At 64.5% G+C, this 22,720-nt stretch carries 22 protein-coding genes; 16 read left to right on the top strand and 6 right to left on the bottom strand.

The features are described from left to right. Nucleotides 1-24 precede the first annotated feature (24 nt). Both hrpB and AC04SF_RS16490 read right to left on the bottom strand, forming a co-directional pair. Nucleotides 25-2,487 carry an ATP-dependent helicase HrpB gene (hrpB, locus tag AC04SF_RS16495; RefSeq protein WP_488478709.1) on the bottom strand — a complete coding sequence of 821 codons (2,463 nt, stop codon included), beginning with the start codon at nt 2,485-2,487 and terminating at the stop codon, nt 25-27. Nucleotides 2,488-2,534: 47 nt separating this feature from the next. Further along, nucleotides 2,535-3,425 carry a DMT family transporter gene (locus AC04SF_RS16490; RefSeq protein ID WP_488478708.1) on the bottom strand — a complete coding sequence of 297 codons (891 nt, stop codon included), beginning with the start codon at nt 3,423-3,425 and terminating at the stop codon, nt 2,535-2,537. 27 nt (nt 3,426-3,452) lie between these two features. Here AC04SF_RS16490 and AC04SF_RS16485 point away from each other — a divergent pair, with 27 nt between their 5' ends. From AC04SF_RS16485 to AC04SF_RS16415, 15 genes are all read left to right on the top strand, one after another. Beyond that, nucleotides 3,453-4,151 carry a PIG-L deacetylase family protein gene (locus AC04SF_RS16485; protein ID WP_488478707.1) on the top strand — a complete coding sequence of 233 codons (699 nt, stop codon included), beginning with the start codon at nt 3,453-3,455 and terminating at the stop codon, nt 4,149-4,151. Between the two features lie 233 nt (nt 4,152-4,384). Next, nucleotides 4,385-5,716, top strand: a complete 1,332-nt coding sequence (locus AC04SF_RS16480; RefSeq protein ID WP_488478706.1) for an ABC transporter substrate-binding protein — start codon at nt 4,385-4,387, stop codon at nt 5,714-5,716. Between the two features lie 221 nt (nt 5,717-5,937). Then, the gene (locus AC04SF_RS16475; protein ID WP_027040434.1) at nt 5,938-6,885 is read left to right on the top strand and encodes a carbohydrate ABC transporter permease; all 948 of its coding nucleotides are present in this window, start codon (nt 5,938-5,940) and stop codon (nt 6,883-6,885) included. Continuing rightward, nucleotides 6,882-7,832, top strand: a complete 951-nt coding sequence (locus tag AC04SF_RS16470; RefSeq protein ID WP_056569523.1) for a carbohydrate ABC transporter permease — start codon at nt 6,882-6,884, stop codon at nt 7,830-7,832. The genes AC04SF_RS16475 and AC04SF_RS16470 overlap by 4 nt, the downstream gene beginning before the upstream one ends. After that, on the top strand, nt 7,829-8,035 hold the full coding sequence (locus tag AC04SF_RS16465) for a hypothetical protein (RefSeq protein ID WP_095200917.1): 207 nt from the start codon (nt 7,829-7,831) through the stop codon (nt 8,033-8,035). Before AC04SF_RS16470 ends, AC04SF_RS16465 begins: the two co-directional genes overlap by 4 nt. 2 nt (nt 8,036-8,037) lie before the next feature. Further along, nucleotides 8,038-9,150: an ABC transporter ATP-binding protein gene (locus AC04SF_RS16460; protein WP_488478705.1), complete on the top strand. Its 1,113-nt coding sequence runs from the start codon at nt 8,038-8,040 to the stop codon at nt 9,148-9,150. Next, nucleotides 9,143-10,156 (top strand): ABC transporter ATP-binding protein, encoded by a 1,014-nt coding sequence (locus tag AC04SF_RS16455; RefSeq protein WP_488478704.1) that lies wholly within the window; start codon nt 9,143-9,145, stop codon nt 10,154-10,156. Before AC04SF_RS16460 ends, AC04SF_RS16455 begins: the two co-directional genes overlap by 8 nt. Before the next feature lie 72 nt (nt 10,157-10,228). Beyond that, complete coding sequence (locus AC04SF_RS16450) at nt 10,229-11,872, top strand: dihydroxyacetone kinase subunit DhaK (RefSeq protein ID WP_488478703.1); 1,644 nt, start codon at nt 10,229-10,231, stop codon at nt 11,870-11,872. Between the two features lie 72 nt (nt 11,873-11,944). After that, entirely contained in the window at nt 11,945-12,547 is a 603-nt protein-coding gene (dhaL, locus tag AC04SF_RS16445) for a dihydroxyacetone kinase subunit DhaL (protein WP_488478702.1), read from the top strand. Then, nucleotides 12,544-12,933, top strand: a complete 390-nt coding sequence (gene dhaM, locus AC04SF_RS16440) for a dihydroxyacetone kinase phosphoryl donor subunit DhaM (RefSeq protein WP_010913108.1) — start codon at nt 12,544-12,546, stop codon at nt 12,931-12,933. The genes dhaL and dhaM overlap by 4 nt, the downstream gene beginning before the upstream one ends. Nucleotides 12,934-12,951: 18 nt before the next feature. Next, complete coding sequence (locus tag AC04SF_RS16435) at nt 12,952-13,254, top strand: HPr family phosphocarrier protein (RefSeq protein WP_488478701.1); 303 nt, start codon at nt 12,952-12,954, stop codon at nt 13,252-13,254. A gap of 41 nt (nt 13,255-13,295) precedes the next feature. Then, nucleotides 13,296-14,870 (top strand): phosphoenolpyruvate--protein phosphotransferase, encoded by a 1,575-nt coding sequence (ptsP, locus tag AC04SF_RS16430; RefSeq protein WP_488478700.1) that lies wholly within the window; start codon nt 13,296-13,298, stop codon nt 14,868-14,870. 11 nt (nt 14,871-14,881) lie between these two features. Further along, the gene (locus AC04SF_RS16425; protein ID WP_019862863.1) at nt 14,882-15,307 is read left to right on the top strand and encodes a hypothetical protein; all 426 of its coding nucleotides are present in this window, start codon (nt 14,882-14,884) and stop codon (nt 15,305-15,307) included. Nucleotides 15,308-15,338: 31 nt separating this feature from the next. Beyond that, nucleotides 15,339-16,325 (top strand): dihydroxyacetone kinase subunit DhaK, encoded by a 987-nt coding sequence (dhaK, locus tag AC04SF_RS16420; protein WP_488478699.1) that lies wholly within the window; start codon nt 15,339-15,341, stop codon nt 16,323-16,325. 73 nt (nt 16,326-16,398) lie between these two features. Next, nucleotides 16,399-17,421, top strand: coding sequence for a nucleotidyltransferase family protein (locus tag AC04SF_RS16415; protein ID WP_488478698.1), 1,023 nt, complete (start codon nt 16,399-16,401; stop codon nt 17,419-17,421). Nucleotides 17,422-17,431: 10 nt separating this feature from the next. Here the strand turns inward: AC04SF_RS16415 and AC04SF_RS16410 are convergent, their stop codons facing one another. From AC04SF_RS16410 to AC04SF_RS16395, 4 genes are all read right to left on the bottom strand, one after another. Beyond that, on the bottom strand, nt 17,432-18,418 hold the full coding sequence (locus AC04SF_RS16410; protein ID WP_488478697.1) for a serine kinase: 987 nt from the start codon (nt 18,416-18,418) through the stop codon (nt 17,432-17,434). Continuing rightward, nucleotides 18,415-18,849, bottom strand: coding sequence for a lasso peptide biosynthesis B2 protein (locus AC04SF_RS16405; RefSeq protein WP_488478923.1), 435 nt, complete (start codon nt 18,847-18,849; stop codon nt 18,415-18,417). Before AC04SF_RS16405 ends, AC04SF_RS16410 begins: the two co-directional genes overlap by 4 nt. 19 nt (nt 18,850-18,868) lie before the next feature. Further along, nucleotides 18,869-19,153, bottom strand: coding sequence for a PqqD family protein (locus AC04SF_RS16400; protein ID WP_488478696.1), 285 nt, complete (start codon nt 19,151-19,153; stop codon nt 18,869-18,871). Nucleotides 19,154-19,726: 573 nt separating this feature from the next. Further along, nucleotides 19,727-20,569: a DUF2259 domain-containing protein gene (locus AC04SF_RS16395; protein WP_488478695.1), complete on the bottom strand. Its 843-nt coding sequence runs from the start codon at nt 20,567-20,569 to the stop codon at nt 19,727-19,729. 156 nt (nt 20,570-20,725) lie between these two features. Between AC04SF_RS16395 and AC04SF_RS16390 the strand changes: the two genes are divergently transcribed. After that, a complete protein-coding gene (locus tag AC04SF_RS16390) occupies nt 20,726-22,633 on the top strand; it encodes a propionyl-CoA synthetase (RefSeq protein ID WP_488478694.1) in 1,908 nt (635 codons plus the stop codon). Nucleotides 22,634-22,720: the final 87 nt, after the last annotated feature.

The raw sequence follows: 22,720 nt of genomic DNA, 5'->3' as shown, positions 1-22,720 counted from the left end.
ATTATAGCCGGGAAAGGAGGAGCGCTAGGTCCCGCGTGGCTTGGCACGGGCGGTAGCGGCGGCAAGCAGCGGATTTTCCGGCCAGACATGCTTGGGATAGCGGCCGCGCATGTCGGCGCGCACGTCGGCCCAGGAGCCGCGCCAGAAGCCGGGCAGGTCGCGTGTCGTCTGGATCGGCCTATGTGCTGGCGACAGCAGCTCAAGTGTCAGCGGCACCGTGCCGTTGGCAATCGAGGGGTGGCGGTCGAGGCCAAACAGCTCCTGCACGCGCACCGCCAGCACCGGCCATTCGCCGTCATAACGGATCGGCACATGGCTGCCGGACGGGGCGTCGAAATGCGTTGGCGCCAGCGCATCGACCTTGCGCTGCAGCTCATGCGGCACGAGCGAAGCCAAGCCGGCCGAGACGACACCGGGATCGATGGCGGCCAAGGAGGCGGCGCCCGACAGGAAGGGCAGCAGCCAGTCGTCGAGGCGCTCTATCAGCGCTTCGTCCGACATGTCGGGCCAGGGGGCGCCAAGGCCGCGATGCAGCCAGGAGAGCCGCTGGCGCAGCGTCTCGGCTTCCTTGCTCCAGCTCAGCAGCGACAGCCCGTGTTCGCGCAGCGCATCTGTTATGGCGCGGTCAGCATCGGCGCCTGACGGAGCCGGCAGCATGCGCTCGGCGAGCATGATGGCGCCGAGGCGCACGGTTTCGCGCACGCGCACGGCGCGGCGCTCGCGATCGAAGCTCACTTGCCGGCGCGTTTCGACCCGGTCAGCCAACGCAGCGCGGATGTCGTCCTCGCCGACTGTCGCCGCCGCCGTGATGCGTGCATTCTGCGCCTTGCCCTGCAGGTCGGCGACGACCAGAAACGGCTCGCCCGCCAGCGGGTCGGCGGCATCCAGCATGGCGCCGGAGCCATTGGCCAGCACGAAGCGGCCGCGCTCGCCACGGGCCTTGGCGACGCGGTCCGGCCAGGCGTTGATCAGAAGAGAGCCCGCAGGTGCAGCTTCGCTGTTTTTCGCCCCGCCAACCTGCTTGGCCAGCCTCTCCGCGAGTTGCCGTGCGGTGGTGGCGCGAGGGGATCTTTCTCCGCGAAAGCGCATCAGCCGCCGCTCCAGATCGGCGCCATCGCCGCCAAGGCCGCGTTCGGTGAGCAGCACGGCCAGCATGGCCGCTTCAAAGGCATAACCGCCCTTCGCAGCCTCGGCGACCATATGCGCCAGCCGCACCGGCAGAGCGAGCTTGCGCATCGAAGCGCCCGCTTCCGTCAGGCGCCCCGCCTCGTCGATGGCATGGAGCGCACGCAGCAGCACCCTTGCTTCGTTGAGCGCCGGCGCCGGCGGCGGATCGAGGAAGGCGAGGCCCGTCGGATCGGCGACACCGAAGGCCGCACAGTCGAGCAACAGGCCTGAAAGATCAGCTTCGAGGATTTCCGGCGGGGTGAAGGCGGGAAGTGCGGCCGTCTGCTCCGCGCGCCACAGCCGGATGGCGACGCCGGCCTGCGTGCGCCCGGCGCGGCCGGCACGCTGGTCGGCGGAAGCCTTGCTGACGCGAACCGTTTCCAGCCGTGTCAGGCCGCTTGCCGGCTCATAACGCGGCAGGCGCGACAGGCCGGAATCGATGACGACGCGCACGCCGTCGATGGTGATGGACGTCTCGGCAATCGACGTTGCCAGCACCACCTTGCGGCGGCCCGACGGTGCCGGCTTGATCGCGGCATCCTGCGCCTTGCCGTCGAGCTGGCCATAGAGCGGGACAATGTCGGTATCGGCGCCGACCTTGCCGACCAGCCGTTCGGCGGTGCGCTCGATCTCGCGCTGGCCGGGCAGGAAGGCAAGCACGCTGCCGCTCTCGTCGGCAAGGACGGAACGGATCGCCTTGGCCATGGCGTCCTCGATCGGGACGCCAGCCGGCCGTTCGTCATAGCTTATGTCGACCGGGAAGGCGCGGCCTTCGCTTTCGATCACCGGTGCGCCCGACAGGAGTTTGGCGACACGGGCGCCATCCAGCGTCGCCGACATCACCAGCAACCGCAGATCCGGCCGCAGCGCGCCTTGCACGTCGAGCGCCAGCGCGAGGCCGAAATCGCCATCGAGCGAGCGCTCGTGGAATTCGTCGAAGATCACCGCCGAGACGCCGGGCAATTCCGGATCGTCGAGGATCATGCGCGCCAGCACGCCTTCGGTGACGACCAATATGCGGGTCTTGGCCGAGGTGCGGTTTTCCATGCGCATGGCGTAGCCGACGGTCGCGCCCGGCTCCTCATCCAGCAATTGCGCCATGCGGCGCGCGGCGGCGCGGGCGGCGAGCCGGCGCGGCTCGAGCAGCACGATCTTGCCCTTACCCAGCCACGGCGCATCGAGCAGCGCCAGCGGCACCAGCGTCGTCTTGCCGGCGCCGGGCGGCGCCACCAGCACCGCGCTGTTGCCGGCGCCAAGCGCCTCGCCCAGCGCCGGCAGCACGGCTGTGACCGGAAGCTCCGGCAGGGATCTTGTCGTCATCGCGTCCGCATATCAGCGGTCACGGTCGCCGTGCAACCGGCACCGGCTCAAAGCCGGGTCCGTGCAAACGGGTTCCAGCGCACCGTGCCGAGCCGCACCTCCTCGCGCACCATCGTCAGCAGCCCTGCCCCACCGACGATCGCGAGGCCGACCAGCGACAGCCAGTCCGGATATTCCTGGAAGAACAGCGCGCCGAGGATCACCGCCCAGACGATCTGCGAATAATGCGTCGGCGCGATCCGGTTGGCGGGGGCGTATTTGGCGGCGAGCAGCTGCATGAATTGTCCGCCCGCGGTGAAGGCTCCCGCCATCGCCAGCCAGACAAGCTGCATGGCATTGGGCAAGGTGAAGGACGTTGCGGCGGCGCCGGCCCCGTTGAACAGCAGGCCGTAGCCGACAAGCACGCCGAGCATCGACGTGCGCTTCTCCTGCTGGGCGAGCGAGCGCAGCAAGATGACGCTGGTCGCGGCGAGGAAGGCATTCACGAAGGCAGCCAAATGGCCGAGGTTCAGTTCGCGAAAACCCGGCCGCACCACCAGCATCACTCCGGCAAAACCGGCAAACACGGCCAGCCACCGCCAGGGACCAACCTTTTCCTTCAGGATGAGTGTGGACAGGATGGTGACCAGCAACGGCGCCAGGAAGATCAGCGCGTAGACTTCGGCCAGAGGAATGTGGGTGAAGGCATAGACGCTGAGAACGCCGGACGCGATGCCGGCCCAGGCGCGGGCCTGCACGGCCCATGGCCGCTTCATGCGCCAGAAATCGCGCCAGCGTTCGCTCGCCGGGCGGGTGAAGAACAGGAAAAAGCCGGCAAACAGAGTGGCGAAGAAGCCGATCTCGAAGACGGTGAACTGTCCGCCCAGGCTCTTGATAACGGCATCGCTGCCCGAATAGCTTGCATAGGCGATCAGGGCGAGCAGGATTCCGTTCGGCACGTTTTTCCATTTCCGGGAGAGAGTCGTTTGCAGATATTGGCGCTCGGTGCGCATCCGGACGACATCGAGATCTTCATGTTCGGTACGATGGCCGCCTATGCGGCGCAAGGCGCAGAACTGACTTTTGCCGTGGCCACGGATGGGGCCAGAGGCGGCAAGAGTGATCCCGCCGTTCTCGCCCGTGTTCGCCGCGAAGAAGCCATGGCGGCCGCCGCGTTGCTAGGTGCCGCGCCGCGCTTCCTCGACTTTCCCGATGGCGAATTGGTGGCCGATGCCGCACTGATCGGCGCGCTGAAAACGCTGATCCGCGAGACCGGAGCGGAGCTGGTCATCACGCACGCGCCCAACGACTATCACGCCGACCATCGCGCGCTGTCGGACGGCGTGCGCATTGCCGCCTCGTTCGCGGTTCCAGTGCTGCATGCCGACACGATGGGCGGCACCGGATTTTCGCCGACGCACTATGTCGACATATCAGCCTACCGGGATATCAAGACACAGGCGATCCGGGCGCACCGCTCGCAGCGACCGGAGCAATATGTCGACAGAGCGCGCATTCAGAATGAATTTCGCGCCGGTCAATGCAACGCTATCCCCGGTTCTCTGGCCGAGGCTTTTCGCTTCGAGCCGACATTTCCCTTCGCGGACATACGCGCCTTGCTGCCGCCCGCGCCGCCGGTCCGGCCGGTGACGCCACAGACCAGCATCATCGGCGAGGCCGACTGAGCGGCCGCCGGAGAAACCATCCGGCGGTCATTTCTCAACGATTTCAATCACTCGTTTCGCCATGCTGCGACGCAGCAACGAATTCGCTTGCGTTGTTTAGTAAAAATTGCATCACTAAACAAATTACTAAACATCTGCCGCGCTCCGGCGCCGCCATGTTTGGGCCTCTGAGGAGAGAGGTTGAGGGCTCTTGAAACCGTCATCCGGGCGCGTTTCGCAAATGGGAGGAAGGCATGAAATCGAGCTTGAAAATGGCGTTGGGACTGGCCTCGGCGGTGGTTGCGTCGACAGCTGTCTCGAACGCCGCGCACGCTGAAGACCTGACACTGTGCTGGGCCGCCTGGGACCCGGCAAACGCACTTGTCGAACTGTCCAAGGATTTTACCAAGGAGACCGGCATCGGCATGAAATTCGAATTCGTGCCGTGGACCAATTATGCCGACCGCTTCCTCAACGAGCTGAACTCGCACGGCAAATTGTGCGACCTGATCATCGGCGACAGCCAGTGGATCGGCGGCGCGGCCGAGAACGGCCACTACGTCAAGCTGAACGACTTCTTCGACAAGGAGAAGATCAGCATGGACGACTTCGTGCCGGCGACCGTGGTCGGTTACTCCGAATGGCCGAAGAACACGCCGAACTACTGGGCACTGCCGGCCATGGGCGACGTCGTCGGCTGGACCTACCGCAAGGACTGGTTCTCCAAGCCCGAGCTGCAGAAGGAATTCAAGGAGAAGTACGGTTGGGATCTCGGCCCGCCGACGACCTTCGACCAACTGAAGCAGATCGCCGAATTCTTCCAGAAGCGGCAGATCGACGGCAAGACCGTCTATGGCGCCTCGATCTACACCGAGCGTGGCTCGGAAGGCATCACCATGGGCGCCATGGACGTGCTCTACAGCTACGGCTTCCAGTATGAGAACCCGAAGAAGCCCTACGAAATGGAAGGCTTCGTCAATTCGGCCGACTCGGTCAAAGGCTTGGAATTCTACAAGGCGCTTTACGACTGCTGCACCCCGCCGGGCGCATCGAACAGCTACATGGGTGAAGGCGTCGATGCCTTCAAATCCGGTCAGGTGGCGATGCACATGAACTTCGCCTTCACCTGGCCAGGCCTGCAGAAGGACGAGAATGTCGGCGGCGACAAGATCGGCTACTTCGTCAATCCAAAGGGTCCCGGCGGCGCCCAGTTCGCCCAGCTCGGCGGCCAGGGCATCTCGGTGGTGTCCTATTCCGACAAGCACGAAGCGGCGCTGAAATACATCAAGTGGTTCGCCAACAAGGACGTGCAGGCCAAGTGGTGGTCGCTCGGTGGCTATTCCTGCCTGAACGCCGTGGTGAAGGATCCGAAATTCCCGGCCAGCCAGCCCTACGCACAGGCCTTCCTCGACTCGATGGCCATCGTGAAGGACTTCTGGGCCGAGCCGAGCTACGCCCCGCTGCTGCAGGCCTCGCAGAAGCGCTTCCACGACTATGTCGTCGCCGGCCAGGGTTCGGCCAAGGATGCACTCGACGGCCTGGTCAAGGACTGGACCCAGGTGTTCCAGGACGATGGCAAGATGTAACCGGCTCCTCCCGAGCTAGGCCCCAGAGCCGGATGATTTCGGGTCAGACAGACCTGAAATCATCCGCTCCGGACCAAAGAGAGAGTGAGCATGATGTCGTCCGAAAACCGCTTCACACTTTTCGGCATTATGCTCTCGGTCCCGTGCCGCCCTTGGCACGGGACGCAGTTCAGATAAATTCCATCACAGAGACGACCCAAGTGACCGAAGCAGGACTGACCATGCTCAATCGGACCGCGGAGAACGTTGCCCGGGCGACCCCGGAACCGTTGGCCCGCAAGGTCCGGGGCATCAGCGACAAAGGCCTCGCCTGGCTGTTCATCTCGCCGACGATCCTGTTGCTGCTCGCCATCAACATCTTCCCGCTGTTTTGGGCGATCTATCTGTCCTTCACCAATTACCGGGCCAACCGGCCGAACGAGGTGGTGAAGAATCTCGGCTTTGCCAACTACCAGCGCATCCTCGGCGACCAGGACATCTGGATCGCCATGCAGACGACGGCGCATTTCGTGTTCTGGACGATCCTGCTGCAGACGCTGATCGGCTTCACCCTGGCCTGGCTGATCGACCGGAAATTCCGCGGCCACGCCTTCTGGACGACGCTGATCCTGGTGCCGATGATGCTGTCGCCGGCGGTGGTCGGCAATTTCTGGCGCTTCCTCTACGAGCCGCAGATCGGCCTGTTCTCTTATGTCATCTCGTTCGTCAGCGGCATTCCGCCGACAAGCATCCAGATGCTTTCCAACGTGTCACTGGCGCCGTGGTCGATCATCATCGTCGATACCTGGATGTGGACGCCCTACGTGATGCTGATCTGCCTCGCCGGACTGCGCTCCATCCCCGAATACATCTATGAGGCGGCCGAGGTCGACCGCGCCTCCAACTGGCGGCAGTTCTGGTCGATCACCCTGCCGATGGCGCTGCCCTTCATCATGCTGGCGGTGCTGTTTCGCGGCATCGAGAACTTCAAGATGTTCGACATGGTCAACCTGCTGACCGGCGGCGGGCCGGGCTCGACCACCGAAGTAGCGTCCATCACGTTGAAGCGGCAGGCCTTCGAGAGCTGGCGCACCGGCTATTCCTCGGCCTTCGCCATCATCCTGTTCGTCGCGGTGTTCGGTCTGGCCAACATCTACGTCAAGGCGCTCAACAAGGTGAAGCAGAGATGAGCCTGACCACAGCCCATTCGGTCGTCGCCCCTTCGGCCAATTCGAAGCGCATCGCCGGCGCGATCATCATCGCCTACGCGCTGATCTCGATCGTGCCGCTGTTGTGGATATTCGCCACCAGCTTCAAGACGCCGCCGGATTCGATCGCCTATCCGCCAAAGATCGTGTTCCAGCCGAGCATCGAAGGCTATTGCAACCTGTTCACGACGCGGACGCGGCAGACGCCGGAATACATCAACTCGCTGGGGCCAGCGACCGGCTTCTGCGACGAGACCGTGCGCAAGCGCAACATGGTGATTGCCGGCCCGTCCAACTTCCTGCCGCGCTTCGTCAACTCGCTGATCATCGCCTTTGGCTCGACCTTCTGCGCTGTCTTTCTCGGCACGCTGTCGGCCTATGGCTTCTCGCGCTTCAAGGTGCCACTCGCCGACGACCTCCTGTTCTTCATCCTGTCGACGCGCTTCATGCCGCCGATCGCGGTCGCCATCCCGATCTATCTGATGTACCGCGAGCTCGGCCTATCGGACACGGCGCTCGGCATGATCCTGCTCTACACGGCGGTCAACGTGTCGCTGGCGGTGTGGCTCTTGAAAGGCTTCATCGACGAAATCCCGCGCGAATATGAAGAGGCGGCGATGATCGACGGCTATACGCGGCTGCAGGCCTTCTGGCGCACCGTGCTGCCGCAGGCGACCACCGGCATTGCCGCGACCGCCATCTTCTGCCTGATCTTCGCCTGGAACGAATATGCCTTCGCGGCGCTGCTGACTTCAGGCACGGCGCAGACCGCGCCGCCCTTCATCCCGACCATTATCGGCGAAGGCGGTCAGGATTGGCCGGCGGTTGCGGCCGGCACGACGATCTTCCTGGTGCCGATCCTGGTTTTCACCATCCTGCTTCGCAAGCAATTGCTGCGCGGCATCACCTTCGGCGCGGTGCGCAAATGAGCATGAACAATCCCGTTAAACGCAAATCGCGCTGGCCGGCCTGGGCCCGGCGCGGCCTGATGGAAAACATCGCGACGGCACTGATCGCCATCGGCTTCCTGATGCTGTTCCAGCCTTTCGCGCTGTCGCTCTACACCTATTCCTTCATCACCATGCTCGCCGGCACCGTGATGTTCATCATCGTCTCGAAATTCCCGGAATAATCATGGCCGAGATCCGTGTTCAGCATCTGAGAAAGGCCTTCGGCGATTTCGTCGCCGTGCAGGATTCCAACTTCGTCGTCGAGGATGGCGAGTTCTTCGTCATGCTCGGCCCGTCGGGCTGCGGCAAGACGACGACACTGCGGATGATCGCCGGGCTCGAACTGCCGACCGGCGGCGAGATCCTGCTCGGCGGCGAGGACGTCACCATGCTGCGGGCCCGCGAGCGCGACATCGCTTTCGTCTTCCAGCTGTTCGCGCTCTATCCGCACATGAATGTGCGCAAGAACATCGGCTTCCCGCTTTTGGCGCAAGGCATGCCATCGGCCGAAATCCGCACCCGCGTCGAGGAGACGGCAAAACTCTTGCGCATCGACCATCTGCTCAACAAATCCGTCTCCGGCCTTGCCGGCGGCGACCGCCAGCGCGTGGCGCTCGGCCGCGCCATCGTGCGGCGGCCGAAATGTTTTTTGATGGACGAGCCGCTCGGCACCTTGGACACCGAATTCCGCGACCTCATGGTCCATGAGTTGCGCGAGCTGCACAACCGCATCCACGCCACCACGGTCTATGTCACGCACGACCAGATGGAAGCGATGTCGATGGCCGACAAGATCGCTGTGATGAACCACGGCGTCATCGAACAGTTCGGCACGCCACGCGAAATCTACGACCGCCCGGCGACCATGTTCGTCGCCGATTTCATCGGCTCGCCGCCGATGAATTTTCTGGGCTTCGGCGGCGGACTTGCCAAGGGCGCCAAGGAGATCGTCGTCCAGGGCGCGAAGGTTGCGGTGCCGGAGGTGCGCGAGGACATCGCGGCGGCCGACATGGCGCTTGGGATCCGGCCCGAACACATTCGCTTCGACGATGCCTCGAAACTGCGCGGCGCCATCTACGGCACCGAATATCTCGGCACCACGCAGATCGTCGCGGTGGAGACGGCGGACGGCATCATCAAGGCGCGCGTGCCGGCCGAAATCCGGCTCAATGCCGGCGACCATGTCGGCCTGACCCTGAACAGCGCGCGGCTGTCGCTGTTCGACAAGGGATCGGGCCGCGCGGTGAGAACCGCGGTCCACGACACCGCCTCTCAAGGGAGAGCGCAGCATGGCTGACGTGCACATCAAGAACGTGACCAAGAGCTTTGGCGAGCATGTCGCCGTCAACGGCCTCGACCTGCATATAGCGGACGGCGAATTCGTCGTGCTGCTCGGGCCGACCGGCGCCGGCAAGACGACGACGCTGCGGCTGATCGCCGGGTTGGAGCGGCCGGACAGCGGCACCATCGAAATCGGCGGCCACAACGCCACGACGCTGTCGCCGGCCGAGCGCGACACGGCTTTCGTGTTCCAGCAGTACTCGCTCTATCCGCATCTGTCGGTCTACGACAACCTCGCCTTTCCGCTGCGCTCGCCGGCGCGCAAAATCCCGGAGGACCAGATCCGCCGGCGGGTCGAGGAGGTGGCGAAGATGGTGCGCATCCATCACAAGCTCGCCAACCGCTCGACCAAGCTGTCGGGCGGTGAAATGCAGCGCGTCGCCATCGGCCGCGCCCTAGTGCGCAAGCCGGCGATCTACCTGATGGACGAGCCGCTGTCGTCGCTCGACGCCAAGCTTCGGGCGGATCTGCGACTCGAGCTGAAACGCATCCAGTCTGAGCTCGGCGCCACCATGCTCTATGTCACGCACGACCAGATCGAGGCGATGACCATGGCCGACCGCATCGGCATCCTCGCCGACGGCGTGCTGGTGCAGATCGGCTCACCCAGGACGATCTATTCCGAGCCGGCGAACCTGCATGTCGCGGCCAGGCTCGGCCAGCCGGCGATCAATCTTTTGCCGACCGGCCTGCTGCCCGATGGCGGCGCGCCGACCGGCACCAAGACGATCGGCGCGCGCACCGAACATTTGACGATCGAGAAAGCGATGAATGGCCATGCCGACGGTGTCGTCGACTGGGTCGAGCATCTCGGCGACCAGAACCATCTGCATGTGACAGTGGGATCGAAGAAGCTGGTGACGCTGACCGACCCCGACACCGATCTGGGGCAAGGCGACAAAGTGGTGATCCGCTACCGCTCGCCGCTCTATTTCGGCACCGACGGACAAAGATTGATGTGAACGGTTTCGGCGTTTCCCCGCCAAGGGGCCACGCCGCTTCTGATTGACGATCGCGAATACGGGACGAATTCGATGAAGCACTTTTTCAACCGCAGGGAAACGATCGTCACCGAGGCGCTGGACGGCCTGTTGCGGACCATCGGCTCAGGCGACCTCGCGCGCCTCGACGGCTATCCCGAGATCAAGGTCGTGCTGCGTGCCGACTGGGACAAGACAAAAGTCAGCGTCGTCTCCGGTGGTGGCGCCGGACACGAACCTTCGCATGCCGGCTTTGTCGGCAAGGGCATACTGACGGCGGCGGTGTCGGGTGAGATTTTTGCTTCGCCGAGCGTCGAAGCAGTGCTTGCAGCCATTCGCGCGGTGACCGGCCCGGCCGGCTGCCTGCTGATCGTCAAGAATTATACCGGCGACCGTCTCAATTTCGGCCTGGCCGCCGAAAAGGCCCGCGCCGAAGGGTTTCGTGTCGAGATGGTGATCGTCGCCGACGACATAGCTTTGCCTGACATCGCCCAGCCACGCGGTGTCGCCGGCACCTTGTTCGTGCACAAGATCGCTGGGCACCTGTCGGAGACCGGCCATGACCTGGCCGACATCGCAACGGCGGCGCGGGCGGCTGCGAAAGACATAATTTCGCTGGGCATGTCGCTGTCATCCTGTTCCATCCCCGGGCAGCCGCATGAAGACAGGTTTGGCGCAGACGACGGCGAACTTGGCCTTGGCATTCATGGCGAGCCGGGCGTCGAGCGGATTGTCGTGCAAAGCGTCGACAGGTTGGTGGCGATTATGGCGAACCGCCTCGCGGCAGGGCTCGATCCGAAAGCAAGCTATGCCTTGCTGATCAACAATCTCGGCGCCGTGCCGCCGCTCGAAATGTCGCTGATTGCCAATGCGGTGCTGGCCTCGCCGCTGGCCAAGACCGTCAAGCTGGCGATCGGTCCTGGGCCGCTGATGACGGCGCTCAACATGAACGGCTTCTCGCTGTCGCTGATCCGGCTGGATGCCGCCCGTGAGGCGGCCTTGCTGGCGCCGGTCGGCCCGCACGCCTGGATGCCGGCCAAACCGGTCGCGGCACCTGTCATCGTGCCTATGACGAAAGCAGCCGGACAAAGCGCTGCCCACAAGGCCAGCCAGGATGCCGGCACCAGGCGCTTGATCGTCACGGTCTGCGAAAGACTGATCTCGCTCGAAGCGACGTTGAACGGGCTCGACGCCAAGGCGGGCGACGGCGACACCGGCTCGACGGTGGCGACCGGAGCGCGCAGCATCGTTGAGCGGCTCGACACGCTGCCGCTGGCCAACCGCGCGGCGACGCTCGGCGCAATCGGCGACATACTGAGCGCATCGATGGGCGGTTCCAGCGGGGTGCTGCTGTCGATCTTCTTCACGGCGGCGGCACAGGCCCACGGCGGCGGCGCCAGCTTGTCCAAGGCACTGCTTGTCGGACTTGAGCGGATGACTTTCTACGGCGGCGCAAAGCCTGGCGATCGCACCATGATCGATGCGCTGGAGCCAGCCCTGAAAGCGCTCGACGCCAACGGTCTGGAAGAGGCAGCGGCGGCCGCCCGGCGCGGCGCCGAGGCCACGGCCGCCATGGAGAAGGCCAAGGCCGGACGATCCGCCTATGTCGGCACCAAATTGCAGGGTGTGGTCGACCCCGGCGCCCATGCGGTGGCTGAGGTGTTCGCGGCCGCCGCCACACTGCTTGTTTCGGCCTGACGCATGCACCAGTTGTCGAACGACCGTTCTTTCGCTACTGCCGGCAGACTGGAAACCAGGATTTTGGGCGACATGGCGGCGTTGAACCTTGCCAGGCTGATCGCGGTGGCCGCCGATACGATTGCCGCGCACGCCGAGGAATTGACAGCGCTCGACCAGGCGATCGGCGACGGCGACCATGGGCTGAACATGAAGCGCGGCTTCGAGGCCGTGCGGGCCGAGGCCGATGCGTTCGCCGCAAAGCCGCTGCCCGATGCTCTGAAAGCGATCGGGACCAAACTGGTGATGACGGTGGGCGGCGCTTCCGGCCCGCTGTTCGGCACGCTGTTCATGGCACTGGGCAAGGAGATCGCGACGGACCCCGATCGCGCCAGCCTGACGGCCGCCTTCGGCAAGGCGATCGAAGCGGTGGCCGCGCGCGGCAAGTCACAGCCTGGCCAAAAAACCATGCTCGATGTGCTGCAGCCGGTGCATGATGCCTTGGCCGGCGGCAAGAAGGCGGCGGAGATCGCCGACATCGCCGATGCCGCTGCCGAAGCGACCGTGCCGATGAAGGCGCTGCGCGGCCGCGCCTCGTTCCTCGGCGACCGCTCGATCGGCCATATGGATGCCGGCGCGCGCTCGAGCGCGCTGCTGGTGCGCTCGGTGGGGCAAGCGATCGGGGAAAGCGCATGAGCAATGTCGGGATCGTGATCGTGTCGCATTCGCCGCTGGTCGCGGAGGGCACGGCCGACATGGTACGCCAGATGGTGGGCGACGAAGTGCCGCTTGCATGGTGCGGCGGAAACGGCCATGGCGGGCTCGGCACCAATGTTGAGGCGATCATGGGCGCCATCGACAAGGCCTGGTCGGAAGCCGGTGTCGCCATCCTCGTCGATCTCGGCGGCGCCGAGACCAATTCGGAAATGGCAGTGGAGATGATCGGCGAGCCGCGTGCGCAGAAGATCATCGTCTGCAACGCGCCGATCGTCGAGGGCGCGGTAATGGCGGCGACCGAATCCTCCGGCGGCGCCTCGCTGAAGGAAGTGGTGGCGACGGCGCATGAATTGTCGCCGTCGTGAGTGAACGGGATCTCTGAAATGTCCGCAGCCGCCGAAGGGACCGTCCTGATCACCCACGATGTGGGCCTGCATGCGCGTCCCTCGGTGAAGTTCACCAAGCTGGCCAAGACCTTTGCCGCCGACGTGGAAATCGCGCTGGCCGCCAACGGGCCATGGTTCGACGCCAAGAGCATCGTCAAGGTGATGGCGGCCAAGGCGCCGAAGGGCACGGTGCTGCACATCAGGGCCAGCGGCAATGGCGCCGATGATGCGGTGCGCGCGCTGATCGACCTTGTGCAGCGCGATTTCGACGAGGACGCCGGTCATGTCCGCTCGGCGTGAGGCTGGCGCGCGGTTTCGCCGCCCGGCAAGGAAAGCGGGCCATGCGGATTGAGGGCGTTCCAGCCTCGGCCGGCTATGCCGAGGGGCCGCTGTTCGACCTCGACCGGCCGCCGGCCGTCTACGCAGGCAAAGCCACCGCCGCGGAGGAGCAAACGTCACTGGAAGCCGCGATCGGCACGGCAGTGAGCCGGCTTACTGCCATGGTGGAAGCCGCCGACAGCGATGCCGCCGGCATACTCGAGTTCCACATCGCCATGCTGGAAGACGACGCGCTGAGCGGACCGGCCTTCACGTCGATCGCCTCCGGGCGGGCCGCCGATGCGGCCTGGCGGGAGGCACTCGATGCCGAGATCGCCGGCTACGAGGCCTCCGACCAGGACTATTTCCGCGCCCGCGCCACGGATTTGCGCGACATCAGGGACCAGGTGCTGCGTGCCCTGACCGAGGACGGTGGCAGCACGGCGCCTTCCGGCGCCATCCTGTGTGGCGAGGACATAGCGCCGACGCGCTTTCTTGAAACCGACTGGAGCCATGGCGGCGGCATCGCGCTGAAGGCGGGCAGCACGGCCAGCCATGTCGCCATGCTGGCGCGCTCGCGTGGCGTGCCGATGGTCGTGGGGCTGCGCGAACCGCTTGCCGATCTTGCCGGCGTCGCGCTGCTCGACGCCGAGCATGGCAGCATCGTGCTGGCGCCCTCGCCGGCGGAGATCGGCGCGTTCCGGCAGTCATCCGCCTCCTTCGCGGCCCGCCAGGGCATGGCGCAAAGTTTTCTGGCGCGGCCGGCGATGACCAAGGCCGGCACGGCGGTGCGGGTGCAGGTCAACATCGCCGACCCGTCCGATGTCGACGGCATCGATATTGCGACCTGCGACGGGGTCGGTCTGATGCGCACTGAATTCCTGTTCGGCAAGACATTGCCGGATGAGGAGACGCAGTATCGCGCCTATCGCAAGGTGCTGGAATGGGCCGGCGAAAAACCGGTGACGATCCGCACTGTCGACGCCGGCGGCGACAAGCCGGTGCCGGGCTTCACCGTCGAGGAAGGCAATCCGTTCCTCGGACTGCGCGGGATCAGGCTGTCAGTGGCGCGGCTCGACATTTTTCGCGTACAGATCAGGGCATTGCTGCGCGCCGCGCCACACGGCAATCTCAGGGTCATGTTTCCGATGATCGCCATGGCCGATGAGTATGAACGAGCAGCCGCTTTGTTCGCCGAGGAACAGGCAGTTCTTGCCGCGCGCGGTGTTGCCCACAAAATGCCGCCGCTTGGCATCATGGTCGAGGTGCCTTCAGTCGCCATCGCGCCGGAGGCGTTCGCCGGCGTCGCCTTCTTCTCGATCGGTTCCAACGATTTGACGCAATATGTGATGGCGGCCGCGCGGGACAACGCTGCTGTGGCCCACCTCAATTCGGTCCGCCATCCGGCGGTGCTGCGGCTGATCGGCTCGGTCACGGCCTTTGGACGGGAAAACAACATTCCCGTCAGCCTGTGCGGCGATGCCGGCGGTGATCCGGCCGCGATCCCTTCGCTGCTCGAAACCGGCTTGCGCGACCTGTCCGTCGCGCCGGCGCAACTCGCCATGGCCAAGGCGGCCATATCTGATGTTTCGGTCTAGGTGCAGCCGGTATGGTTGACATCAAACCCGAACCCGGCTCCGAAGAGGCGATCCGCGCCTACAAGACGATCCTGTCGCAGGTGATCGACCAGCGCCCGTCCGGCATGCGCCAGCGCCTGGCAGACGCGCTCGGCAAGCACCGCAGCTTCGTGACGCAGATTTCGAGCCCGGCCTATACGGTGCCGATTCCATCCAAGCATTTGCCGGCTATTTTTTCCGTCTGCCATTTCAGTCCGGCCGAGCGGGATCAGTTCCTCGCCGCCTACCATCAGGCGCATCCGGGGAAAATGTCGATCGCCGCGGGCATGCGCAAGACGCGGCATGTGTCGCTTGTCGTGCCGGATTTCGGCGACGACAAGCAGAATGCGGCGCTCGACCGGGCAATCAACGAATTCATCCAGAAGATCACCAGCATCGCCGGCAAGGGTGGCAGCTGACCATTCTTGCCGGGCTGTTTGGGAGGACGCCATGAAGAAATTTATGAACGCAGTGGACATGGTGCTGACCGAGAGCCTCGACGGTTTCGTGGCCGCCCACGCCGATATCCTCGCGCTTGGCGAGGACCATAAATTCGTCCGCCGCAAGACCTTGCGGCCGGGCAAGGTGGCGCTGATCTCCGGCGGCGGCTCGGGCCACGAGCCGCTGCATGCCGGCTTTGTCGGCCATGGCATGCTGGACGCCGCCTGCCCCGGCCAGGTGTTCACCTCGCCGACGCCGGACCAGATGCTGGCGGCGGCGCAGGCCGTCGACAGCGGCGCCGGCTGCCTGTTCATCGTCAAGAACTACGAGGGCGATGTGATGAACTTCGACATGGCGGCGGAAATGTCGGATGGCGTCTTGCAGGTGGTGACCAATGACGACGTCGCCGTCGAGAACTCGTCCTACACGACCGGAAGGCGCGGCGTCGCCGGTACGCTGGTGGTGGAAAAGATCGTCGGCGCGGCGGCCGAGCATGGCCTGGCATTGCCGGTGCTGAAGGCGCTGGGCGAACGCGTCAATGCCGCCACCCGCTCGATGGGCGTAGCGCTGACCAGCGGCACGGTGCCGGCGGCCGGCAAGCCAACCTTCGACATAAGCGACGGCGAGATGGAGTTTGGCGTCGGCATCCATGGCGAGCCGGGCCGCCGCCGCGACACGTTGAAGAGCGCCGATGCGATTGCCGAGGAGATCTGTACCGCAATCCTGGGCGATCTCGGCGACAAGGCAAAAGGACCGGCGCTGCTGTTTGTCAATGGCTTCGGCGGCACGCCGCTGATGGAGCTCTATCTGATGTACAACAGCGCGCGAAAGATTTTCGAGACGCGCGGCGTGACGATAAGCCGTTCGCTGGTCGGCAGCTATGTCACCTCGCTCGACATGGCCGGCTGCTCGATCACGCTGACAATGCTCGATGACGAGATGACCGGCTGGTGGGACGCGCCAGTCCACACGGCGGCCTTGCGCTGGGGCATGTAAAGCTGGCTTCAGCTACGCTTTTCTGCAACCATCTCCCGGAACATTCCCCTGATTTGCGACATTGTCCGCGTTGATGCTGCCATCGCTCACGTCAGCCGAAGAAAGACTGCTGCTGCGTTTCGCCGATCCGGAGGCCGCGGCGGTCGAGGACAATTTGTCGGCAAAGGCACTGTCGGCGCTGCTAGACAATGCCGAATTCCACGGCATCCTGCCGATCATGCTGCGCAAATTCCAGGAGCGTGGCGACGCGCATCTGCCGCCGGACGCCGGCGTGCGGGGGAAGCTCGACGATTTGCGCGACAAGGCGACGATCGCCACCGGCCAGTCGATGCTGCTGCAATATCACGGCGACCGCATCATGAAGGGGATGGCGGCGCAAGGCATTCCGGCGCGGATCGTCAAGGGACCGGTCTTCGCGCGCAAGCTCTATCGCAACGTATCCGACCGGCCGTTCACTGACATCGACATCCTTGTCGAGCCCGCCAATCTAGCACGGGCGAACCAGGTGATCGCGGCATGCGGCTTCGTGCTCGGCAGCGACGAGGCCGAATCCTACCAACTGCAGGAATTCAAATGGCTGGAAAAGGAGAATTCCAGCCTGCTGGTCGAACTGCATGGCGACCTGGTGCATGACAGCGGGATGCGGCGGCGCCTGTCGCTGGGGTTCCGCGAACTGGGCATCATCGACGGCGAGGCGACGGACACGCCAGCCGCGCTTCTGACGATCGCCACCGTGCATGCGGCCGGCGGGCACAAATTCCATCGCCTGCAGCTTTGTGTCGACGTGCTGCAAGGGGTGCGAGCGCTGCAATCAGAGGAATCCGAAACCCGCCTGCTCGACGCCGCCCGCATGACCGGCGTCGAACTCGAACTGGCGATCGTGCTCAACGTGACCGGTGAACTGTTCGGCGAGGCTCGCGCGCTCGAGCTCGCCGGGCGCATCAAACCAGACCTTTCGATAAGGCTCGCCAAGCGGTTGATCACGACGAACACGCTGCTCCGGGTCAATTCCCGGGAAAAAATCAGCTCGCGCCTGCGCCGCGATGCTTTCCGCTGGATCCAGCGGCTGGCCAGGGCCAGGCCGTACCCAGGCTGAACCTCCGGTTTCAGTCCTGCTCGGTCAATGTGGCGTTGATCAACGCCGCCGCGTCGGCCGGGCGCGCGCCCACTGCGAGGGTGAAGGTCGGCACCGAGGACACCAGTCTGCCGATCGTTGCCAGCCGGCGCTTCTGCAGCGGCAGCAGGCCGGTCATGCCGGTGCGGACATTGTCCATCGCCAGCGCCACCATCGCGTCGGTCCGCGCCATGGGCACCAATCGGGTCTCGCTGTCGGCGGACCGCGCCAGGTGCAGCAGGGCCGCCGCCGGCCTGGCGACCGGGCTCTCGATGCGGACGATCTCGCTCAACCGCTCGAGCGAGATGGCCTGTTCGCCATTCCTGTCCCATGATGGGCCAAGGCAAGGTGCAACCAGCGGGATCATTTCGGCGGTCTTCTGGTGGATCTTGACGTGGCGCGGCAGACCCCAGGCCAGAGGCTTGCCCGAAGCGACGTCCAGGATCATGGCATCGTCGGAGCACAGGCCAAAGCCTTGCGTTGCCAGCGCCAGCGACGTCGTGGTCTTGCCGGTGCCGCTTGGCGCGTGGATCAGGACTACGGCATCGTGCCCCGGCAGCGTCAGCCCGGCGGTGTGCAGCATATGCTGGCCGCCAGCGTCGAGTGCGGCATCCAGCACCAGCATTGACGGCGTCCAGGCGGCCTTCGCACCAGCGCGAATCCTGAGCTCGGCCCACCCTTCCTCATCATTGATGGCAACGGTCTGGCGTCCGGGAAAGACGAGATGGGTGGTGCCGCCGTCGGCAATCATCCGGCAGTAGCCGTCTTCGGGTATTTCGCCGTCGAAGACGAGCGATCCGCCGGGTGCCTCGTCCAGGATATCCGCCTCGTTAATTTCAAGGCGAAAGTCCGGCTCGACGGCGCCTTCGATACGCAGAATGCCCAGCATCCTGTCGAAATCCTGCCACAGTTCGGGGCGTTCGGCCGAGATGCCGAAGACCTGACCGTTGAGACTATAACACGCTGAAGGCCTGCTCACGCGGGGCGCGCCTTTGAGGCATCGGCATGGTGGCGATAGATCTCGACCATGCCGGGAAGGCTGTCACTGACCACCGGCCTGCCGTCGAGGCAGACCCAGCAATGCGCCGAGACGCGTGGCGTCTGAAGCGACTTCGGATCGACGCCAAAACGCAGCTCCGGATCGAAGCCGGCAAGGCGCAGGAAACGATGGCCGAGCAGGCCTTCACGCAGGCATCTGCGGTCGCGCATCAACCAGGGATGGCGCACGATGCGGTTGACGTGGGCGACGATGTAGGCGGCAGGCAGGCCGCGATAGGGCGTCGAGGAGGCGAGCGGCGCCCATTTCAGCACGTCCTCGAAGCTGCGCCCGGCAATGAGCGCTGGCATCAGCCGCGCGCTTGCCCAGAGATGGCAGCGAAACAGGGCACGCAGGAGCGGACCGTCAGCCATCATGCGCCTACCTCAGCCATCAAGCACCTGGGGCGGCGAGGATGCCTTCCGAGACCAGATCGGCGGCCAATGCCGCCATATCCTCACCCAGCGTATCCTTGTCGACATCGAACTCCTCGCAAAGCAGGCCGACGATCTGGTCGAGGCTGCGCGTGCCGTCGACTTTGTCGAGAAAGGCTTCGGTGGTGCCGTTGCAGGTATAGAGCTGGCCGCTGCGCGCCAGAAGCACGACCGCACCGTCGCCGACATGCTGGACCGAGGCGTCGTCCGCCAGCCGCAAGATCGTTCCAGAGACAATATCCATCACCAACCCCGACAAGCCTGCAAGAACCCCGAAATGAGATAGCGCGGTGGTGGGGCGCTGTCTATCGGCCGGCCGGGGGAGATGGCCCACGCTGCTTTGCCTCTGCGACGGAGTCCTGCCGATCGAAGAATGCGGCCTCAACTGCTCCCTGCCGAAAACCGTCCCAGAAATAGTCGTCGCGATGACGCCACAGGCAAGTGTGTTGACGGGCCGGACAGTTGCATTTCTTCCCCTAAGTAAGGTAAGGACTCCCGGGGTTTTGGGGAGATAGCGTATGCGTTACAACTGGGAGCGGGCTCCGACGACTTTCGAACGTCATCGGAAAACCCTGGCGGCAGCCATTTTGATCTTCGGCGGGGTAGGCCTCATGCTTGTGGCCCTGCCGATCTAGTGCGTCGACATTTTGTCCAATGAATACCGTTCGTTAGAGTAATTCCAGGAAAAGTGGGAACCGGTTTTCCCGGGAAAAGCGCGTAGCGCTTTCTCTTGGGAATTGCGTAAAAACAAAGAGTTAGAGAGGGTCGCCGTTTCCGTGAAACGGTGAACCTCTCTTGATGGCTATCGGCCGGTCTCTCAGCGGGGCTGCCCGGTCACGGCGATGAAGCGGCGGTCGCGTCCTTCAAAGCCCTGGCTGAAGCGCTGCACCAGCACGACGATCACCGCCGGTTTGCCGGAAGGCGTGTATTCGTAGGATTCCGACAGGCTGTAGGAGGTCGGGCAGTTTCTCGAGCCCGGCACGGTCTTGTCCTCATGCAAGGTCTTGAACGGCTTGCCGTTCTGGCCCTGCAGCGTCAGGCGGAAACCGAGCGCCTTGCCAGTCTTGTCCCCCTGAAGGGCCTTGTCGCCTTGAGGTGCCTGCCCGCCTTGCTGGGCGTCGTCGAAACTCGCCGAACAATCGTTGGTGCTGCCGGCCAGGATCTCGTCGAGCTGGATGGTCGAAATCCCGGTCTCGTCGTAGAGCGGCGAAAGCCATTTCTGCGATTCGAGGCGCGAAATGTCGGAATAGGCAACCATCTCGCCCGGAAAGGTGAACTTGTCGGAGGCGGTCTGCTTGCCGCGCGGAGCGATGGCATATTTGGCCAGGATGGGTTTTGCCTTGGCAGCCGCTTGCGCTCTCGCCTGTTCAAGCGTCAGCGTCGACGCCTCGGATTCATCGACGATCAGGATCGGCTTGCCGCCAACGAACTCATCGTTGCGCGTGTCGATGATATCGATTTCGGAATAACCGGAAGCCGAGGCGCCGCCATCGAGCTCACCATATTGCTCGAAGGCGAAGTAGGCGCCATCGGGTGAGAAGCCGATAATGCGCCTGGCCGCGGCATCTCCGGCCAGGGCGGTTGCAGTGGAGATGGCGAGCACCGCGCCGATCGTCAGCGCAAACACCGGTTTTGCCATGATCGACACTGGATGACGCATTGCTCAGATACTCCCCCCGAGAAGGCTTCACTTCACGATGCGGCGCGCCAAGGGTCAAGCCGGGACCGGTTCAGACGAAAATCAGGGGAGACAGCGCCGGAAAAAACAGCATAGGCTATTGGCAAAGACGGCAAATGGTTCCTGGGGAGGTTACGGATGGCTTCACGCTATCACGAGGTCTATGACGGCTGGAAACGCGATCCGGAGAAATTCTGGGCGGAGGCGGCCGGCGCGATCGACTGGTATTCGCCCTGGGACAAGGTGTTCGATGCCACCGCCGGCGTCTATGGCCGCTGGTTCACCGGCGCGACCTGCAACACCTGCTACAACGCCATCGACCGGCATGTCGCCGGCGGACGCGCCGACCAGATCGCGCTGATTCATGACAGCGCCATCGCCGGAACGGTGAAAAAATTCACCTATGCCGAGCTGAAGCGCGAGGTGGTGGCGCTCACTTCGGTGCTGAAGAACCGGGGCATCAGCAAGGGCGACCGCGTCATCATCTACATGCCGATGGTGGCGGAGGCGGCCATCGCCATGCTCGCCTGCGCCCGCATCGGCGCGGTGCATTCGGTCGTCTTCGGCGGCTTTGCCTCGCATGAACTGGCCACCCGCATCGATGACGCCAAACCGAAGCTGATCATCTCGGCCTCCTGCGGCCTGGAGCCGGGCCGGATCGTTGCCTACAAGCCGCTGCTCGACAAAGCGATCGAGATGTCCCGCCACAAGCCGGATGCCTGCCTGATCCTGCAGCGCGACCAGCTGCGCTGCGAGTTGAAGGAGCATTTCGACATCGACTATGCCGACGCCGTCGCGCGCGAGCGGGCGGCGGGCGCCAATGTTGACTGCGTGCCGGTGCTCGCCACCGACCCGCTCTACATCATCTACACCTCAGGCACGACCGGCCAGCCCAAAGGCATCGTGCGCGACAATGGCGGCCACATGGTCGCGCTGAAATGGACGATGGAAAACGAGTTCGGCGTGAAGCCGGGCGAAGTGTTCTGGGCGGCGTCCGATGTCGGCTGGGTGGTCGGCCATTCCTACATCGTCTACGGACCGCTGCTGCATGGCTGCACCAGCATCCTGTTCGAAGGCAAGCCGATCGGCACGCCCGATGCCGGCACCTACTGGCGGGTGATCTCGGACCATGGCGTGGTGGCGCTGTTCACCGCGCCGACGGCGTTCCGGGCGATCAAGGGACAGGACCCCAGGGGCGAGTTCGTTCCCAGATACGATCTGTCGAAATTCCGCACGCTGTTCCTGGCCGGCGAGCGCGCCGACCCCGAAACCATCAAATGGGCGGAGCAGAAGCTCAACGTACCGGTGGTCGACCATTGGTGGCAGACCGAGACCGGCTCGCCGATGACGATCAACCCGGCCGGGCTCGGCTTGCTGCCGGTGAAATACGGCTCGCCCGGCGTGCCGATGCCGGGCTACGACATCCGCGTGCTCGACGATGGAGGTCATGAAGTGGTGCGCGGCACGCTCGGCAATGTCGTGGTCAAGCTGCCGCTGCCGGCCGGCTGCCTGCCGACGCTGTGGAACGCCGACCAGCGCTTCCGCCAGGCTTACCTCGAGGAGTTCCCCGGCTATTACAAGACTGCCGATGCGGGCATGATGGACGAGGACGGCTATCTCTATGTGATGGCCCGCACCGACGACATCATCAACGTCGCCGGCCACCGGCTGTCGACCGGCGCCATGGAGGAGGTGCTGGCCGCCCATCCCGATGTCGCCGAATGCGCGGTCGTCGGCATTGCCGACGCGATGAAGGGGCAAATTCCGCTCGGCTTCGTGGTGCTGAACGCCGGCGTCGCGCGCGACGGCGGCGCCATCGAGAAGGAGGTCGTCGCGCTGGTGCGCGAGCGTATCGGCCCGGTCGCCGCCTTCAAGACCGTGGTGACAATCAAGCGCCTGCCCAAGACGCGGTCGGGAAAGATCCTGCGCGGGACCATGCAGAAGATCGCCGACAAGGAAGCGTGGACGATGCCAGCGACCATCGACGACCCGGCCATCCTCGACGAGATCACCGCGGCGATGAAGGCGCGCGGGATCGGGGTTTGAGGCTGAAGCGGGAGCGATCCCCGCACATCCTTTCCTTGCCGGTTGGCTTAAGCTGATCGGCAAGCAATACTTTTATTGTGCAATGCA

The sequence above is a fragment of the Mesorhizobium sp. CNPSo 4671 genome (assembly GCF_057784245.1).
Note: the sequence above shows the minus strand (reverse complement) of the source record. Positions and strands in the feature narration are given on the sequence as shown.